The 17,842-nt window shown below is 66.3% G+C and carries 17 protein-coding genes; 12 read left to right on the forward strand and 5 right to left on the reverse strand.

From position 1 onward, the window contains the following. Nucleotides 1-154: 154 nt before the first annotated feature. The 4 genes from ACFPPB_RS02220 (at nt 155) to ACFPPB_RS02235 (ending at nt 2,161) form a co-directional block, all read left to right on the forward strand. Nucleotides 155-286 (forward strand): oxidoreductase-like domain-containing protein, encoded by a 132-nt coding sequence (locus ACFPPB_RS02220; RefSeq protein WP_377323981.1) that lies wholly within the window; start codon nt 155-157, stop codon nt 284-286. A 24-nt stretch (nt 287-310) separates the two neighbouring features. Continuing rightward, a complete protein-coding gene (locus ACFPPB_RS02225) occupies nt 311-1,081 on the forward strand; it encodes a dimethylarginine dimethylaminohydrolase family protein (protein WP_377323983.1) in 771 nt (256 codons plus the stop codon). A 5-nt stretch (nt 1,082-1,086) separates the two neighbouring features. Further along, on the forward strand, nt 1,087-1,557 hold the full coding sequence (locus ACFPPB_RS02230; RefSeq protein WP_377323985.1) for a GNAT family N-acetyltransferase: 471 nt from the start codon (nt 1,087-1,089) through the stop codon (nt 1,555-1,557). Between the two features lie 94 nt (nt 1,558-1,651). Next, the gene (locus ACFPPB_RS02235) at nt 1,652-2,161 is read left to right on the forward strand and encodes a DUF1993 domain-containing protein (RefSeq protein ID WP_377323987.1); all 510 of its coding nucleotides are present in this window, start codon (nt 1,652-1,654) and stop codon (nt 2,159-2,161) included. Nucleotides 2,162-2,166: 5 nt separating this feature from the next. On the opposite strand, the gene ACFPPB_RS02240 is transcribed toward ACFPPB_RS02235, so the two are convergent. After that, a complete protein-coding gene (locus ACFPPB_RS02240) occupies nt 2,167-3,111 on the reverse strand; it encodes an HDOD domain-containing protein (RefSeq protein WP_377323989.1) in 945 nt (314 codons plus the stop codon). 561 nt (nt 3,112-3,672) lie between these two features. Continuing rightward, the gene (locus tag ACFPPB_RS02245; RefSeq protein ID WP_377323991.1) at nt 3,673-4,395 is read right to left on the reverse strand and encodes an rRNA pseudouridine synthase; all 723 of its coding nucleotides are present in this window, start codon (nt 4,393-4,395) and stop codon (nt 3,673-3,675) included. A gap of 523 nt (nt 4,396-4,918) precedes the next feature. Between ACFPPB_RS02245 and ACFPPB_RS02250 the strand changes: the two genes are divergently transcribed. Then, a complete protein-coding gene (locus ACFPPB_RS02250) occupies nt 4,919-5,917 on the forward strand; it encodes an LLM class flavin-dependent oxidoreductase (RefSeq protein WP_377323993.1) in 999 nt (332 codons plus the stop codon). Between the two features lie 83 nt (nt 5,918-6,000). After that, entirely contained in the window at nt 6,001-6,858 is an 858-nt protein-coding gene (locus tag ACFPPB_RS02255; RefSeq protein ID WP_377323995.1) for a PA4780 family RIO1-like protein kinase, read from the forward strand. A 126-nt stretch (nt 6,859-6,984) separates the two neighbouring features. Here ACFPPB_RS02255 and ACFPPB_RS02260 read toward each other — a convergent pair whose 3' ends face one another. The 3 genes from ACFPPB_RS02260 to ACFPPB_RS02270 all read right to left on the reverse strand — a co-directional run bounded on the left by ACFPPB_RS02260 (nt 6,985) and on the right by ACFPPB_RS02270 (nt 8,663). Further along, the gene (locus ACFPPB_RS02260) at nt 6,985-7,419 is read right to left on the reverse strand and encodes an FKBP-type peptidyl-prolyl cis-trans isomerase (RefSeq protein ID WP_377323997.1); all 435 of its coding nucleotides are present in this window, start codon (nt 7,417-7,419) and stop codon (nt 6,985-6,987) included. A gap of 74 nt (nt 7,420-7,493) precedes the next feature. After that, entirely contained in the window at nt 7,494-8,093 is a 600-nt protein-coding gene (locus ACFPPB_RS02265) for a cation efflux transmembrane domain-containing protein (protein ID WP_377323999.1), read from the reverse strand. A 12-nt stretch (nt 8,094-8,105) separates the two neighbouring features. Next, entirely contained in the window at nt 8,106-8,663 is a 558-nt protein-coding gene (locus ACFPPB_RS02270) for a YaeQ family protein (RefSeq protein WP_377324001.1), read from the reverse strand. Between the two features lie 421 nt (nt 8,664-9,084). Here ACFPPB_RS02270 and ACFPPB_RS02275 point away from each other — a divergent pair, with 421 nt between their 5' ends. The 6 genes from ACFPPB_RS02275 to ACFPPB_RS02300 all read left to right on the forward strand — a co-directional run bounded on the left by ACFPPB_RS02275 (nt 9,085) and on the right by ACFPPB_RS02300 (nt 17,699). Beyond that, a complete protein-coding gene (locus ACFPPB_RS02275) occupies nt 9,085-9,972 on the forward strand; it encodes a pseudouridine synthase (protein ID WP_377324003.1) in 888 nt (295 codons plus the stop codon). 112 nt (nt 9,973-10,084) lie between these two features. Continuing rightward, the gene (locus ACFPPB_RS02280; RefSeq protein WP_377324476.1) at nt 10,085-12,094 is read left to right on the forward strand and encodes an OPT family oligopeptide transporter; all 2,010 of its coding nucleotides are present in this window, start codon (nt 10,085-10,087) and stop codon (nt 12,092-12,094) included. Between the two features lie 141 nt (nt 12,095-12,235). Next, complete coding sequence (gene mprF, locus ACFPPB_RS02285) at nt 12,236-14,842, forward strand: bifunctional lysylphosphatidylglycerol flippase/synthetase MprF (protein ID WP_377324005.1); 2,607 nt, start codon at nt 12,236-12,238, stop codon at nt 14,840-14,842. Nucleotides 14,843-14,859: 17 nt separating this feature from the next. Then, complete coding sequence (locus ACFPPB_RS02290) at nt 14,860-15,657, forward strand: AcvB/VirJ family lysyl-phosphatidylglycerol hydrolase (protein WP_377324007.1); 798 nt, start codon at nt 14,860-14,862, stop codon at nt 15,655-15,657. Nucleotides 15,658-15,913: 256 nt separating this feature from the next. After that, a complete protein-coding gene (locus ACFPPB_RS02295; RefSeq protein WP_377324009.1) occupies nt 15,914-16,984 on the forward strand; it encodes a class I SAM-dependent methyltransferase in 1,071 nt (356 codons plus the stop codon). A gap of 13 nt (nt 16,985-16,997) precedes the next feature. Next, nucleotides 16,998-17,699 (forward strand): pseudouridine synthase, encoded by a 702-nt coding sequence (locus tag ACFPPB_RS02300; RefSeq protein WP_377324011.1) that lies wholly within the window; start codon nt 16,998-17,000, stop codon nt 17,697-17,699. Nucleotides 17,700-17,842: the final 143 nt, after the last annotated feature.

Genomic DNA, 17,842 nt, shown 5'->3' on the forward strand with positions numbered 1-17,842 from the left:
TGCTCACCACACGGCCTGCTTGAGCTGCGGCGGCGATGAGCTGCACCATCGGCCATCGAGATGGCATATACGCCGCCCACACGATGCAGACAGGAACGCCGCGAGTCCCGGTGAATCCACGCCGCCGGCGCCGGATCCCGCCGATCCGCCGCCCGTGCCGCCCGTCGAGCCGGACGCTGCCGATTGCTGCGGCGAAGGTTGCGTGCGTTGCGTGTACGACATCTACGAGGAAGCCCTCGAACGCTACCGCGCTGCGCTCGCTGCATGGCAGGCCCGCCATCCCTGAGTCGTACTTGTCCAAGGAACCACCATGTGGATCGCCGTTACCCGTGAAGTCAGTCCCGCCCTCGGCGATTGCGAGCTCTCGTATGTATCGCGCGAGCCGATCGATGTGGCACGTGCCAGTGCGCAGCATCGCGAATATCAGCGTGCGCTGGAAATACTCGGTTGCCGCCTGTTGGCCTTGCCGGCCGAGTCCGGCTTGCCCGACTCGGTCTTCGTCGAGGACGTGGCGATCGTGCTGGACGAGGTCGCCGTGCTGACCCGGCCCGGCGCCTTGTCCCGCCGCCCCGAGGTGGCCAGCGTGGCCGAGGTGCTGCGCGATCACCGGCCGGTGTTGGCGATAGCGGCGCCGGGCACGCTGGATGGCGGCGATGTGTTGCGCGCCGGCCGCACGCTGTACGTCGGCGAATCGGCGCGCAGCAATGCAGCGGGCATCGCGCAGTTGCGCGAGCTGCTGGCCGGCCATGGCTACGCCGTGCAGGCGGTGCCCACCCGCGGCTGCCTGCACCTGAAGTCCGCCGCGACCCAGATCGGCGATGACACGCTGCTGCTGCAACCGGAGTGGGTGGACCGCGACCGGTTCACCGATTTCAAGATCATCGAGGTCGACCCCGCCGAGCCGCATGCCGCCAACGTGCTGCGTATCGGCGATGCACTGGTGATGCCGGCCAGTTTCCCGCGCACGCGGCAGCGGCTGCTCGACGCCGCCTTCCAGGTGATGGCCGTCGACGTGTCCGAATTGCAGAAGGCGGAAGGCGCGGTGACCTGCTGCAGCCTGGTGTTTCGCGCGGACGAGTGACGCCGATGAGGATAAGTTACCGTCTCGGCCGCCCGCAGGATGCGCTAGCCATCGGCCTGCTGGCGCGCCGCATGACCCGGCGCTGGATACTGCCGGAGCAACCGGCCAGTGCGGCCGTGCCATTGCTCTACGGCATGACCGCGAGAGTGATACGTCAGAAGATCCGGGACGGCCAGCGCTTTCATCTGGCGTGGCTGGACGGCGATCGTCTGGTCGGGGTGGCGGCGATGCGCGATGACGCGCACCTGTTCCAGTTCTTCGTCAGCACCCGCCTGCACGGCCACGGCATTGCGCGCCAGCTGTGGCAGCGTACGATGCGCGACGCGGTGCGCCGCGCCGGTACGCGTCATTTCACCTTGAAGGCCTCCGCCATGGCGGTACCGGTATACCTGCACTTCGGCTTCGTGCCCGGCGGCCCGCTACGGGTCAGCGATACCGGTCTGGTCACTCAGCCGATGCATCTCGATCTGCGGTAACAGCACGCTCGGCGATGGCCGCATGCCGCCAGGTTGCGCCGTCGACCGGTTAGGCTATGCCGATTCCCCACCTCACCGATCCAAGGAGCAGCCCGTGACCGACCCCATGTACACCAGCTCCATCCCCGTCTTCAGGCAGATGCTCGGCAGTCTCGCCGCGATCCTGGCCAAGGCGGAAGCGTACGCTGCCGAGAAGAACATCGAGCCGGCTGCGTTGACCCAGGCGCGGTTGTTTCCGGACATGTTCCCGTTGCGCCGCCAGGTGCAGATCGCCTGCGATTTCGCGCGCGGCGTGTCGGCGCGGCTGGCTGGCGCCGACGTGCCGAAATACGACGACGAGGAGCAGACGTTCGGCGAACTGCGCGACCTGATCGCCCGCACGCTGGGCTTCATCGATGGCTTCACGCCGGCGCAGTTCGACGGCAGCGCGCGGCGCGAGATCGTCGTTCGCGCGGGCACGCCGAAGGAGCGCCGGTTCGACGGACAGGCCTATCTGCTGAGCTATGGCCTGCCGCAATTCTTCTTCCACGTCACCACGGCGTATGCGCTGCTGCGCCACAACGGGGTGGATATCGGCAAGCGGGACTACATGGGCCAGTACTGAGCCGCTCAGGTCCTACCGGCTTCTTCGGCAAACTGTCTTCGCAGGTCCTGCTGGCAGCGGGCCAGCAGGTTCGGCCCGAGGATATCGGGCCAGCTGTGACTGAGGTCAAGATCGGCCGCGAGCCGGTCGTGTTCGACCAGCAACTGGGCTATCGCCAGCGTGTCGGCTACCGAGAGGGTTCGGCCCAGTGCCGACCCGGTCGGGGTGGGCGGACCCTGGCATTCGGTCATCGCCTCGATCACCCGCGGCGGCAGCTCCCAGTGTTGCGCGGCCTGCAGCGATAGCCGCGCCGCGAGCTTCGAGCAGCCCTTGAGGAAGCCGGAGGAGAGCGGCGGAGTCTCGGCAGGCATCAGCTGATCCAGCAAGCGCACCACGGCACCGGTGCCGGTGTGGCAGACGATGCCGGCCAGGTAGGCCTCGAACGCATCGCAGCCCGAGCTGCGGCCCAGCCACGCGCATGCATGCGCACAGCGCTCGGCGTGTTCCCATAAACGTTCGCCGGCGGCGTGGCCCAGCGTGCCCACGTTGGCCTGCAGGATCGGCTTCATGACGTGCTGGGTGATCACCCGGCGCAGCCCGTCCTGACCGAGCAGCACCACCGCATGCTGCAAGCTGGTGATGGGCTGCGCCGAACGGTAGAACACGCTGCCGGTGACCCGCATGACTTCGCCCACCATCAGCGGATCGCGGCCGACCAGCTTGGCCAGCTCGCCGCCAGCCGCTCTGTCGCTCTTCAAGGTGCGTAGCAATTGCGGCAATACGGTCGGCAGGCGCGGCAGGCTGCGCATATCGAAACGTGTGCTGAGCAGTTCCAGCCGCCTGAGCGTGGCCAGCTCGGCGCCGCTCGGTTCGTCGGATCGTGCTTCGGGCAGGCCCAGCACGAAACGGTGGAAGCGGTCATCGATCTCCGCCAGCGACGTCGTCGGCGGCGATGCGGGGTTTGCGGGCACGGGCGAGGGCGCAGCCTTCCGCGTGGCGACGGACGGACGCGTGCGGCTGACCGTTGCCTCGCGGACGCGAAAAAGGCGCCGCCACATACTGCCCCCCATACGGTGTGTCCTGTCTTCCAGCGTGCCGATTTCGCCCGATCGCCTCTTTCTATCGGCCAGGGGCCGCGGAAATTGAGCCGCCGGGAAGCGCCGCGGCCGATCCGCCGGCATGGCCGGACCACGCCCGGGAATGTGGTCCCGCCGTGCCGCCCCGGAGCGGCGGGACGCGGTGATCGGCCACATCCCGCCCGGCCTTCATGTGGGAGCCGATTACTTGTTCTTCTTCTTTTCCTGCTTGGCGGCCTTCTTTTCCTTCATGGTCTTGGCCGGCTTTTTCTTTTCGCTCTTCTTCGAATCAAGGCCCTTGCTCATGCTGCTCTCCGTAATGGTTGGATGACTGCGATACGCGACGCGCAGGCAAGTCTAAGCCGTTCCGATGGCGGTTGGGCAGGGGCGGGCCCCGAACGAGCCCACGCCGTTCGCTCAGGGCGAACGGTGTGGCGTGACGAAGCGCGAGTGGCTTCAAATGCGTTCGCCGGGCGCCAGGTAGCGCCATTGCCCCGGCGGAAGTTTCGCCAGCGGTATGCGGCCCACGCGCAGGCGCTTCATCGCCAGCACCTTGAGCCCGACCGCCTGGCACATCGGTTCGATCTGGGTCGGCTGCAAGACCTTGAATGCGAAGCGCAGCCGCTGTTCGCTCTGCCAGCTGACCTTGATCGGCGGCATCGCGTAGTTGTTGAAGCGCAGGCCATGGTTGAGCAGGGCCAGCCCGTTGGGGATCAGCGTGCCCTCGACGTCGACGACGAACTCCTGTTCGACCCGCTCGATGTCTTCGGTGAGCTTGCGGGTGACGCGCCAGTCCTGGGTGAAGATCAGCAGGCCGCTGGCGCCGGCCGGCATCGGCAGCGGCGCGGTCAGCCGCTGCAGGTGCCGCTTCAGCGGGCGCACGCCGGAGGCATCATCGGGTGATCGCCTCTGCGGCGTGACCAGCGCGCTGGCGGGGTTGGGGCCGTCGCCGGCGTCATAGCCGACCGGCTTGTGCAGCACCAGGGTGGCCGGTTCGGTGGGGATCAGCTTGGCCGCGGGATCGAGCTCGACGGTCTGCGTGTCGACCATGAACTGCGGCTCCTCCACCACGACGCCGTCGACGCGCACCCAGCCGCCCTCGATGTACTGCTCGGCCTCGCGTCGCGAGCACTGGGCCAGGGCGACGACACGTTTGGCCAGGCGAACGGGTTCAGTCATCGAGGTGCCATGAAGTGAGAATGAGCCATTGTAGACGTCGGCAGGAGCACCTGTAGAAGCGCCTTCAGTCGCGATGCTCTGGCTCGCTCCGTTGCCGGACCAGAGGCCATTGGCTTTCATCCGCCTTCGACGGCCGAGTTCTTTTGCACAGCCCTTCTTTGGTTGTAGGAGCCTGCTGGCGAGCGATGCTCTTGCTTGTTGTTTCCGCATTCGGAGCAAAGAGCTTTCACCCTCCTGCGGAGGGCGAGTCACTTCTCTTTTGCTTGTCCACGAATCACCAACCAAAGAGCAAGAGCAAGAGCAAGAGCATCGCCCGCCAGCGGGCTCCTACAAGGATCTGGGCGGCCTGATAACTCGGTGGTGGAAGACAGACGAAAAGCTCCTTCGCTACAAACCGACCACCAAGCGCAAAAGCATCGCGACTGAAGTCGCTCCTACAAAAGAAAAAAATGAACGAGTGCCAGGGTGGCAATGGACACGATTGTCCCCAGATCGGAAGCTTCCGGTCTGGCGAGCGCGCGACATGATTCCGTTTTCCATCCTCGATCTGGCACCAGTCACCGTCGGCAGCGATGCCGCACAGGCGTTCCGCAACACGCTGGATCTGGCCCGGCTGGGCGAGCGTCTCGGCTACCGGCGTTACTGGCTGGCCGAGCACCACAACATGCCGGGTATCGCCAGCGCCGCGACGGCCGTGCTGATCGGGCACGTGGCCGGCGGTACCTCGACCATCCGCGTCGGTGCCGGCGGCATCATGTTGCCGAACCATGCGCCGCTGCAGGTGGCCGAGGCATTCGGCACGCTGGCGTCGCTGTATCCGGGGCGTATCGACCTGGGCCTGGGTCGGGCGCCGGGTACCGATCAGCCCACCGCCAAGGCATTGCGCCGTTATTTCGACAGCGCCGATGCGTTCCCGCAGGACGTGCTGGAACTGCTCGCCTATTTCGAGCCGGCGCTGCCCGGCCAGCAGGTTCGTGCCGTACCCGGCGCCGGCATCGAGGTGCCGGTGTGGCTGCTCGGCTCCAGCCTGTTCAGCGCGAAACTCTCGGCCCAATTGGGCCTGCCGTTCGCGTTCGCCTCCCACTTCGCGCCGGATGCGATGGACGAGGCACTGGCGCTGTATCGGCGCGACTTCCAGCCATCGGCACGCTTGCAGCAGCCGTATGCAATGCTGGCTCTGAACGTGGTCGCGGCCGACAACGATGCCGAGGCACGGCGTTTGTTCACCACCCAGCAGCAGAGTTTCATCAACCTGCGCCGCGGGCGGCCGGGGCTGATTCCGCCGCCGATCGACGACATCGAGTCGTACTGGACGCCAGCGGAAAAGCTCATGGTGGAGCGCGCGCTGGCCTGTGCGGTGATCGGTGCCGCCGACACTGTGAAGGACGGCATCGAGGCGTTCATCGCACGCCACCGGCCGGATGAATTGCTGATCACTGCCAACGTGTTCGAGCATGCGGCGCGACGGCACTCTTTCGAGATCGCGGCGGCCGTGCGGGAACGGCAGATGGCTGCGAGCTGACCGGCGAGCTCTGGAAAGAACGGGCGGGGCGCCGATCGGCCATAATGGGCATTACTCCACGAATTGCCGAAGCTTTCCCACGCATGAAAACACCCAAGGGCCTGCAGGCGCTGATCGAAGAGGGCGTGATCGATCAGGTGCTGCGACCGCTGAAGAGCGGCAAGGAAGCCTCCGTCTACGTCGTCCGCTCGGGCGATGACATCCGCTGCGCCAAGGTCTACAAGGACATGGCGCAACGCAGCTTCCAGGCGCGCGTGCAGTACCAGGAAGGCCGCAAGGTACGTGGCAGCCGGCAGATGCGCGCCATGGGCAAGGCGACCAAGTTCGGCCGCAAAGAGGCCGAGGCCGCCTGGAAGAACGCCGAGGTCGACGCGCTGTACCAGCTCACCGCCGCCGGCGTGCGGGTGCCGAAGCCGTACGGCTATTTCAACGGCGTGCTGGTGATGGAACTGGTCACCGATGCGGACGGCTACTCGGCGCCGCGGCTTGGCGAAGTGGAACTGTCAGCGGACACCGCCCGCGACTACCACCGCTTCCTGATGCAACAGGTGGCGCGGATGCTGTGCGTGGGACTGATCCACGGCGACCTGTCCGAGTACAACGTGCTGGTGGGGCCGGACGGCCCGGTGATCATCGATCTGCCGCAGGCGGTCAGCGCCTCCGGCAACAACGCGGCGCGAGCGATGCTGCGGCGCGACGTGGGCAACATCACGATCAGCCTGTCGCGCTTCGCGCCGGAACTGCTGGACACGTATTACGGCGAGGAGATGTGGGCGCTGTACGAGCTGGGCGAGCTGCATCCGGACAGCGAGCTCACCGGCCACTTCGAGTTCGACGAAAGCATTGCAGACGTCGACAGCGTGATGCAGTCGATCATCGACGCCCGCGAGGAAGCGATCATCCGCCAGCAAGGCCGCGAGGCAGCCGCGCAGGAAGATTGACCGTGCGCCTTTTTTTGTAGGAGCCCGCTCGCGGGCGATGCCCTTGATTTGATGTCGGGTAGGAAAAATCAGAACAACACCATCGCCCGCTAGCGGGCTCCTACACGCGCACAATCATGAGGGGCGTCAGGGGGTGCCGACTTTCAGCAACTCCACCTCGAACACCAGCGATGCGTTCGGCGGAATGTCGTCGCCGGCGCCGCGGGCGCCGTAGCCGAGCGCTGCCGGGATCAGCAGGATGCGCTTGCCGCCTTCGCGCATGCCGGCCACACCCTGGTCCCAGCCGGCGATCACGCTGCCCTGGCCGAGCATGAAGGAGAACGGCTCGCCGTGATCGCGCGAGCTGTCGAACTTCATGCCGTGCTTGTCCTTGGCGCTGTCGTCGTACAGCCAGCCGGTGTAGTGCACGGTCACCGACATGCCGTCCTTCGCTTCAGCACCGGTGCCGACCTTCTGGTCGATCGTGGTGAGCTTGTCCACGCTGCCGGTGGCATGGGCAGGTGGCGCGGCGGTGCAGGCGGCGAGGCCGAAGACGGCGAGCAGAGACAGCAACCAGCGCATGGGTGACTCCATGGAAACGTGGACGAGGCGGCGATTATCCGGCAAACGGGGCGCGGCGTCCCGTTTGCCCCGGCTCAGGCATGCGGATCGGTCGCGTCCCGGTGCTCGCTGCGAGCGGCCTGCCAGACTTCGCGCGCCGCATCGGCGTTGATCAGCATGATGCCCGCGCCGACGACCATGTCGGGCCAGACCGAGTGCGTCATCGCGGTGGCTGCGCCGGCGAGCACGATGGCGATATTCGCGAACACGTCGTTGCGCGCCGACAGAAACGCCGCGCGGGTCAGGCTGCCGCCGCGATGGCGGTAGCGCATCAGCAGCATCGCGCAGCCGAAGTTGACGAACATCGCGCCCAAGCCGGTGATCGTCAGCGGCAGCGGTGCCGGCGGTGCGGGCAGCTGAAACTTGCTCCACAGCGCCCACAGCGTGGCGAGCGCGGGCACCAGCAGGATGCCGGCCAGCCCCATGCCCACGCGCGCTCGAGCCTTCAGACTCCAGCCGAGTGCGAGCAGGATCAGCAGATTCACCGAGGCGTCTTCCAGAAAATCGACGCTGTCGGCAAACAGCGAGACCGAGCCGATCGCCAGCGCCACCGTGAATTCGACGCCGAAGTAGGCCAGGTTGAGCAAGGCCACAAGGCTCACGACGCGGCGTAGCGCTGTGTCATGCACCGTCATCGGCACGGTCACTCAGCTCACTGTTTCGGTGGGAGCCATGCGGCGCAGCGGATCGACGGCGACCGCATCGGCATCATTCATCATCTGCAGTTGGCCGTCCTGGATCAGGCACTGCAGGCGCATGCCACGCTGCAGCAGCGCGACCAGTTCAGCCACAGTGCCGGCGGGAATGTCGAGCACGGTGAGGTTCCTGATGCGACCCAGCGCTGCGCCGGCCTTGTTCCACCAGATCTCCGCCGCGTTGCCGCCGTAGTTGATAACCACCACCTGGCGCGAACGGCCGCAGGCCTTGCGGATGCGCGTCTCGTCCGGCTGGCCGACCTCGATCCACAGCTCGATCTCATCCGTGTACGCCTTGCGCCACAGCGCCGGTTCGTCCTCGTCGCTGATGCCCTTGCCGAACTCCAGCCGCTCGTCCGCATACAGGGCGAACGCGAGCAGCCGCACCATCAGACGCTCCTCGGTTTCCGACGGATGCCGCGCCAAAGTCAACGCATGGGTGGCGTAGTAATGCCGATCCATGTCGCTGATCTGCAGTTCGACTTTGTAGATGGTGGAGTTGAGTGCCATGGGAGTGCCTCGGGACGACAATCGACCATTCTACGCGGTGAGGCGGTCAACTCACCCTTTGCAGCCGGAATGGATGGAGTGGATCTCCGCAATGCTGGCTTCTTCCTGTAGGAGCCCGCTGGCGGGCGAAGCCTTGGCTCTTGGTTTGCAGTTTGATTTGAAGCAAAGAGCTTTCGTGCGCCGTTGGCGCCCGAGTCACTTTCTCTCGGGCGAAAACAAGCAAGAGCATCGCCCGCGAGCGGGCTCCTACAAGAACTCATGGCGCGGAGTGGCGGGCTCTCCGCAGGAGGCTGAAAGCTCTTCGCTTCAAAAGCAACCAGAGCAAGAACATCGCCCGCGAGCGGGCTCCTACAACTAAGGAGATGCACGCGAGGCGACTTGGCTGCCGGTTCGGCAGGACCGCATTAGACTGGCGGTGACCATGAATCCGCCCGTCCCATGCTTCACCCGCGATCCCCACGCCAGCACCGTGCACCTGCATGGCGGTGCGTGGCCGACCGCGCTCGACGGCCTGTGCGCGCAGTTCGCCGCGATCAGTCGCGGGCAATGGCTAGATCGCATCGCGCGTGGACGCGTGCTGGACGGGGAGGGCGTCGCAATCACGCTGTACACGCCGTATAGGGAAGGGATGCGCATCCACTACTACCGCGAAGTGGTGGACGAGACGCCGATTCCGTTCACCGAAACCGTGCTGCATGTGGACGAGCATCTGGTGGTGGCGGACAAGCCGCACTTCCTGCCGGTGACGCCGGCGGGCGGCTTCGTGGAGCAGACGTTGCTGCGGCGGTTGATCCGTCGGCTGGGCAATCCCGAACTGGCGCCGCTGCACCGCATCGACCGGTTGACCGCGGGGCTGGTGCTGTTCTCGGCGAACCGAGACAGCCGGGCCGCCTATCAGGCATTGTTTCGCGAGCGCCGGATCGACAAGCGTTACGAGGCGCTGGCCGCGGCCTTGCCGGCACTTGAATTTCCGCTGTCGCGGCGCTCGCGCATCGCCGCGGGCGATCCGTTCTTCCGCATGCGGGAGGTCGACGGCGCGCCGAACAGCGAGACGCGGATCGAGCTGGTCGAGCGCGGTAGTGACGTCTGGCGTTATGCGCTGCATCCGGTCACCGGCAGGAAGCACCAGCTGCGCGTGCACATGGCCGCGCTGGGTGCGCCGATCGCGGGTGACACGCTGTACCCGGAGCTTGCCGAAAGGTCGGAGGACGATTACCTGCACCCGCTGAAGCTGCTGGCGCAGGGCCTGGCGTTTGCCGATCCGCTTTCCGGCGAGTCGCGGCGCTTCGAGAGCCGGCTGACATTGTGACGCATGGCACGCCGGAGCACCGGGGCGCAAGGGGTAACCATCCGCTGCCATTCCACGCTATCTTCCACCGCAGCATCCGCCCGGGGGAGAGACAAACGTGAGTGCACAGCCCATGTCCAGCGCGACACCGCGTAACGAATTGACCTTGCGCGGCGTGATCATCGGCGTCGTGATTACCGTGGTGTTCACCGCGGCCAACGTGTTCTTCGGCCTCAAGGCCGGGCTGACCTTCGCCACCTCGATTCCGGCGGCGGTGATCTCGATGGCGGTGCTGCGCTACTTCAAGGGCGCCACGATGCAGGAGAACAACATCGTGCAGACGGTCGCATCGGCCGCCGGCACCTTGTCGTCGATCATCTTCGTGCTGCCCGGCCTGATCCTGATCGGCTGGTGGACCGGCTTCAACTACTGGACCTCGTTCGCCATCTGCGCGCTGGGCGGCATCCTCGGCGTGATGTATTCGATCCCGCTGCGCCGCGCCTTGGTCACTCATTCCGATTTGCCGTATCCCGAAGGCGTGGCATGCGCCGAAGTGCTGAAGGTCGGAGCCGGCGGTGGCGAGGGCGTAAGCGCCGCAGCGGCCGTCGAATCCAATCGCGCCGGCCTGCTCGCGGTGCTGTGGGGCTCGATCGTCTCGGCGGTGTTCGCGGTGGTAGTGGCGACCCGGGTGTTCGCGGGCGACGTGGTGCATTACTTCCGCATCCGCGGCGACACCGGCGGTGTTACCGGGTTCGATTTCTTTCTCTCGTTCGCGCTGTTTGGTATCGGCCATCTGGTCGGATTGTGGGTCGGCATCGCGATGCTGGTGGGAGCGCTGGTCGGCTGGGGTTGGGGCGTGCCGCATTTTTCCGCGCTGGTGCCGATGACCGGCTCGATCGCGGAGCTGGCCAGCGCCACCTGGAGCCACAAGGTCCGCTTCGTGGGTGCCGGCACCATCGGTGTGGCCGCCATCTGGACCCTGGCCAAGCTGGTCAAGCCGGTGGTCACCGGCCTGACTTCCGCCATGGCCGCCTCGCGTGTGCGTGGCGCCGGCAACGCCGCCTCGCTGCCGCGCACGGAACACGACATCCCGATCGGCCAGGTCGGCCTGATCTCGCTGGTATGCCTGCTGCCGATCGGCTGGCTGATCGCGAACTTCGCGATAACCTCCGGTCACGGACTGGGCGACCACGTGGTGGCGCTGGTGGCCAGCGGGCTGATCTTCGTGGTGCTGATGAGCTTTTTCGTGTCCGCCGTGTGCGGCTACATGGCTGGCCTGATCGGTTCTTCCAACAGCCCGTTGTCGGGCATCGGCATCATCGTGGTGATCAGCGCGGCGCTGCTGCTGATGTTCGGTATCCGCTCGGCGCTGCCCGCCGGCAGCGAGAATGCGCTGGTGGCATTCGCCCTGTTCATCACCTCGATCGTGTTCGCCGCCGCGGCGATCGCCAACAACAACCTGCAGGATCTCAAGACCGGACAACTGGTCGATGCGACGCCGTCCAAGCAGCAGTGGGCGCTGGTGATCGGCGTGATCGCCGGCGCCGCGATCATTCCGCCGATCCTGGACCTGCTCAACCATGCCTACGGATTCGTCGGCGCCCCCGGCCCGCAGCGTGTCAATGCGCTGCCCGCGCCGCAGGCCGGATTGATCTCGGCGCTGGCGCAGGGCGTGATCAAGAACAACATCGACTGGAGCCTGATCGAGATCGGCGCGGCGGTCGGCGTGGTGATGATCATCATCGACGAAGTGCTGCGCCGCACGACCAAGTCCGCGCACCTGTCGCCGCTGGCGGTGGGCCTGGGCATCTACCTGCCGACCCAGAGCACGCTGATGGTGGTGGTCGGTGCAGTCGCCGGCTGGTGGTTCGACCGCCGCGCCGACCGCAGCGCGAAGAATCCCGAGGCGACCAAGCAACTCGGCGTGCTGCTGGCCTCGGGCATGATCGTGGGCGAGGGCTTGCTCGGTGTGGTGATCGCCGCCTTCGTCGCGTTTTCCGGCAAGGATTACCCGCTCGCCCTGGTCGGCGACACGTTCGCGCACGGTCCGGCGCTGTGGATCGGCGGCGCGGCATTCATCGTCGTGATGCTGTTGCTGTACCGCTGGGTGGGCCGACTGGGACAGGGTTCGACGAACGCGTAGCGGATGTTCGGAGCCGGCCGCCGTACGGCGGCTTTCCGAATGGCGTGGCGACCGGAGCGGATGGTTGCCGGGTTCGCCGCAGAATGCCAGTCAGTTTCGGTGTGGCAATCTAGTGGGTCTTTACAAGGGGCGTCGGGTCGCGTGGAGCAGGAAAAAGTCGAGCAGGTTCAAGGCGCCGGGGAGGTCCTGACGCCGCCGAGCCAGCGCACGGTGCTGCTGCGCCGGCTCGCCGGGCCACTGCTTTCGGTGGCCATGCTGTGTCTGGCGCTGTGGGCGCTGCATCTGCTGGCCAGGCAGGTGAACTACCACCAGGTGCGCCAGTACGTGCAGAGCATTTCGCATGCACGCCTGCTGCTGGCTGCGTTGTTCACCTTGTCCGGCTATGCGGTGATGACGTTGTACGACCGCTTCGCGCTGGCCTCGATCGGGCGGCGGCTGGCATGGCCCCGGGTCACCTTGATCTCGTTCATCAGCTACGCCTTCAGCAACGCGGTGGGCATGTCGCTGCTGGTATCCGGTTCGATCCGCTATCGCTTTTACATCCAGAATGGCCTGTCCACCGGCGAGGTGGCCAAGGTGGTGCTGTTCTGCACCACCAGTTTCTGGCTGGGCCTGCTGGCGCTGACCGGAGTGACCCTGCTGTGGGTGCCGCTGCCGTCCGGGTTGATGCTGGCGGAGTACCGCTTGCCACTGGGCTTGCTGCTGACCTCGTTGCCGCTGGCGTGGCTGGCGGGCGGCCTGATTCGCAGGCCGCTGCGCGTGTGGCGCTGGCGCTTGACCATGCCGTCGGTGGCCACCGGCTTGCGCCAGATCCTGGTCGGCGCGCTGGACTGGGGACTGGCCGCGGCCGTGCTCTACGTGCTGATGCCCGATGCGCTGAACAACGGCTTCGGGCACTTCCTGGCGATCTTCGTGATCGCCCAGATCATCGGCCTGATCAGTCACGTGCCCGGCGGCCTCGGTGTGTTCGAAGCGGTGATGCTGGCCGGCTTCGGCGCCACCGGAAACCAGGCCCTGGCCGCGCCCATTCTCGGTGCGCTGGCTGCGTTCCGGGTCATCTACTACCTCCTGCCGCTGTGTACGGCCACCGTGCTGGTGCTGCAGCGCGAGGCGCGCGGCCTGCGCGAGAAATCCCTGTTGTCGCCGTGGTTCACCGGCCTGCTGCCGTCGTTCTTCGCGGGCTTGACCCTGGTTTCGGGCGCGGTGCTGCTGTTTTCCGGCGCGACCCGTGCGCTGCCTGTGCGCATGGCCATCCTGCGCGACGTGCTGCCGCTGTCGGTGCTGGAAGTCTCGCACCTGCTGGCCAGCGTGATCGGCATGTTGTTGCTGATCCTTGCCCGCGGCCTGCAGCGCCGGCTGGACGCGGCTTATTGGCTGACCCTGGTGCTGCTGCTGGCCGGTGCGGTGTTCTCGCTGCTGAAAGGCATCGACTACGAGGAAGCGACCCTGCTTGCCTTGCTGGCGATGGCGCTGGCGCCGGCGCGCCGGCTGTTCTACCGGCGCGCCTCGCTGTTCAGCACGACCTTCTCGATCGGCTGGATCGTGGCGATCCTGGCGATACTCGGTTGCGCCACCTGGCTGGTGCTGTTCAGCTACAAGCACGTCGATTACGGCGCCGACCTGTGGTGGGAATTCAGCTTCTACCAGGGCGGTGCGCCGCGTGCCCTGCGCGCGCTGGTGGCCGCGGCGGCAGCCGGCATGCTGTTCGCGCTGGCCAGCCTGATCCGGCCGGTGCGGCTGCATCGCGAACCGCCCAGTGAAGCGGATCTGAGCCGCGCGCTGCCACTGATCAAGCAGTTTCCCTCCGCGCAGGCGCATCTGGCCTTGATGGGCGACAAGAGCCTGCTGTTCGATGCCGCCCACGAGGCGTTCGTGATGTATGGCGTCGAGGGCCGCAGCTGGGTGACCATGGGCGATCCGGTGGGCAGCAACGAGGACGCGCGGCACGAACTGGTCTGGGCGTTTCTCGAGCAGTGCGAGCGCGCCGGCGGCTGGCCGGTGTTCTATCAGGTGAGTCCGGCCGATCTGGATCTGTATCTGGAAGTGGGCATGAACCTGCTGAAGATCGGCGAGGAGGCGCGCGTGCGGCTGGACACGTTCAATCTGGACGGCAAATCGAAGAAGGTGCTGCGCAATACGGTGAACAAGCTGACTCGCGATGGCTTGTGGCTGGAGATCGTGCCGGCCGAGGCGGTGGCGCCGTTGCTGCCGCGCCTGAAAGAGATCTCCGACGCATGGTTGCGCGACAAGAACGTGCGCGAAAAAAGCTTCTCGCTTGGCGCATTCGATCCGCACTATCTGGTGCGCACGCCGATGGCGCTGGTATGGCAGAACGACCGCCTGGTGGCGTTCGCCAACCTGTTTCTCACCGACACCCATGAGGAGGCGTCGGTGGATCTGATGCGATTCCTGCCCGACGGCCCGACCGGGATCATGGATTACCTGTTCGTGGAACTGATGCTGTGGGCGCAGGCCGAGGGTTACCGCTGGTTCAACCTCGGCATGGCGCCGCTGGCCGGCTTGCAGAACCGGCGCCAGGCGCCGCTGTGGAACCGCTTCGGCGCGCTGGTGTTCGGCCGCGGCGAGCGCTTCTACAACTTCCGCGGGCTGCAGCGCTACAAAGACAAATTCGATCCGGAATGGGAGCCGCGCTACATGGCGGTGCCTGGCGGCATCGCGTTGCCGATGATCCTGGCCAACGTCGCCAGCCTGATCTCCGGCGGACTTTCCGGCGTGGTACGCCGATGAAACGCAGGAGCTGGGTCATGCTGGCAGCGGTGGGCGCAGGCCTGATGGGTATCGCACTGATCTGGAGCCCGTGGGCGCGGGTCAGCCTGGAGCAGGCCACCCTGGTGCTGCCGGTCAGCAGCATCAGCGTGGCGCCACCGGCCGGCAAGGGCGATGTCATGGCGATCATCTACTCCGGCGATGGCGGCTGGGCCGACCTGGACCGGCGGCTGGGCATCGCCTTCATCGACCGCGGCATTCCGGTGCTGGGCGTCAACACCTTCAAGTACTACTGGCGCGAACGCACGCCGGAGGAGTCGGCGCGGCAGCTCGATGCGCTGATGACGAAATACGTCGGCGTGTGGGGCAGGCGGCGTGTCTGGCTGGTGGGCTTTTCCTTCGGTGCCGATGTATTGCCGACGATCATCGACAAGCTCAGTCCGGAAAACCGCGCGCGCATCGCCCAGCTGGTGCTGCTGTCGCCAAGCCGGGATGCCACCTTCGAGATCGAACTCGAGGGCTACATGATCAAGCAGGGCTGGTTCAAGGAGCACGTCAAGAGACTGCTGCAGCACGTCAACCCGATCCGGCACTACGACACCATGCCGCCGCTGCAGGCCTTGCAGAACCGGCCGCCGGTGGTCTGCTACTACGGACTGGACGACAGCGACGACAGCCTCTGCGACGAGCCGAACCTGCCGGCCTGGGTGACGGTTCACGCCAAGAAGGGCAGTCACCATTTCGACGGCGGCTATCCGCCGCTGGTCAGGCAGATGCTGGAGGAATTGCCGGCAAGCGCGCCGAATTCCAGCGCCGCAGGTAGGAGCGGCTTGTAGGAGCGGTCTGTGGGAGCGGCTTCAGCCGCGATGCTCCTGCTCTTGCGATATGCAGAAAAGCATCGCGGCTGAAGCCGCTCCTACACATCGCTCCCAGAAGCAAACGAGCATCCCTGGCACTTGTAGGAGCGCACCCTGTGCGCGAACCCCGTCACCGCATCGCACCGTGCTTTCGCGCACAGGGTGCGCTCCTACAAATCGGGATTATTCGCATTGCCCTACAATGCCGCCACCGTTTCACCGCTGAAGAGATGACGTGACTGCTGCCGGATTTTTCGCCGCCGCGCCGGATGCGGCGCTGGCGGCCTTGTTTGTGCCGTTCGAATCGGCCGAGCTGCGCTTGCCGGCGGATGGCCGGGCGCTGTTCCTGCGCGCGCGCGCCGGTGTGCGGCTGCGCGAGATGGCGCAGCCCGGCTGGTTGTGCGAGCAAGGCTTCATGCCGTTTGCCGATGAGCTGGCTCGCAACGGACTGCGCGTGGGAGAGCCGGCCGACGGTGAAGTATTCCCGCTGGTGCTGGTGCTGCCGCCGCGCCAGCGCGACGAGGCGCGTGCGCTGTTCGCCCGCGCGTTGCTGCACACGGCGCCGGGCGGCACCGTGCTGGCCAGCATGTCGAACGCCGAGGGCGCGAAGTCGGGCGAGGCGGATCTGGCGAGAGTGGCCGGCACCGTGCAGCATCAGTCCAAGCACAAGTGCCGGGTGTTCTGGAGCACGCCGGATGCGGCCGGCATCGATCAAATCCTGTTGGCCGAATGGCTGGCGCTGGATGCGCCGCGCGCCATCGTCGACGGCTACTTCAGCCGTCCCGGCCTGTTCGCTTGGGATCGCATCGATCGCGCCTCGGCGCTGCTGGCCGCGCAGTTGCCGCACGACCTGCATGGCCGCGTGGCGGATCTCGGTGCCGGTTATGGCTATCTCGCCAGCCAGGTCGTCGCCCGTTGCCCTGGCGTGGGCGCGATCGACCTGTACGAAGCGGAAGCGCGCGCGCTGGAGCCGGCGCGGCTCAATCTGGCCCGGGCGCAACGCGACTGCGGCCGCGAACTGGCGGTGGCGGTGCACTGGAACGACGTCACGCGCGGCCTGCCACAGCACTACGACGCCATCGTCAGCAATCCGCCTTTTCATCAAGGCCGGGCCGATCTGCCGGAGCTGGGCCGCGCGTTCATCACCAGCGCGGCCGAGGCGCTGCTGCCGGATGGCCGCCTGTTGATCGTGGCGAACCGGCATCTGCCGTATGAGGCGATACTGGCGGCGCATTTTCGCGACGTGCGCACGCTGGCGACGCAAGAGGGTTTCAAGGTGATCGAAGCGACGGGAGTGCGTGGGTGAAACGGGTCAAGCCATGAAGCTGGTCAAATTAATCGCGAACCTGGGCTACGGCAGCCGCAAGGACGTGACGCAGTTGTTCCGCTCCGGCCGCATCACCGACGCGGATGGCGAGGTGCTGTATGCCGACGACGTGGTGGCGTACGAAACCATCCGCGTCGACGACGAACCGCTCGATCCGCCGCCGGGCCTGGTGCTGATGATGAACAAGCCGCTGGGCGTCACCTGTTCACGCAAGGATCCGGGCCGGGTCGTCTACGACCTGTTGCCGCCGCGCTACAACGTGCGCTCGCCGGTGCTGTCCAGCGTGGGCCGGCTCGATCGCGATACCAGCGGTCTGCTGCTGTTCACCGACGACGGCGCGCTGCTTCATCGGATCATCTCGCCGAAGGCGCAGGTGACCAAGGTCTACGAGGCCACCTTGGCGCAGGATCTGCGCGGCGACGAAGGCGCGCTGTTCGCCAGCGGCACGCTGATGCTGGAAACGGAGAAGGAGCCGCTGGCGCCGGCGGTGCTCGACGTATGGGGGCCGCGGCATGCTCGGCTCACCGTCACCGAGGGCCGCTACCATCAGGTGCGCCGCATGTTCGCTGCCGCGGGCAATCATGTCGAGACGCTGCAGCGCATTTCGGTCGGCGGGCTCACCCTGGGTGAGTTGCCGCCGGGCGAATGGCGTGCGCTTGCCGCCGACGAGGTCGCGCAAATTTTCGCGTCGTGAAACAACGACGCCATCTGTAGGAGCGCACCCTGTGCGCGATTTTGTGGGAGCGACTTCAGTCGCGATGCTTTTCCCATCTTGAGCCGAGAGCATCGCGACTGAAGTCGCTCCCACACAAAAGCATCACGCACAGGGTGCGCTCG

The organism is Rhodanobacter terrae, from assembly GCF_042657005.1.
GTDB lineage: Bacteria > Pseudomonadota > Gammaproteobacteria > Xanthomonadales > Rhodanobacteraceae > Rhodanobacter > Rhodanobacter terrae.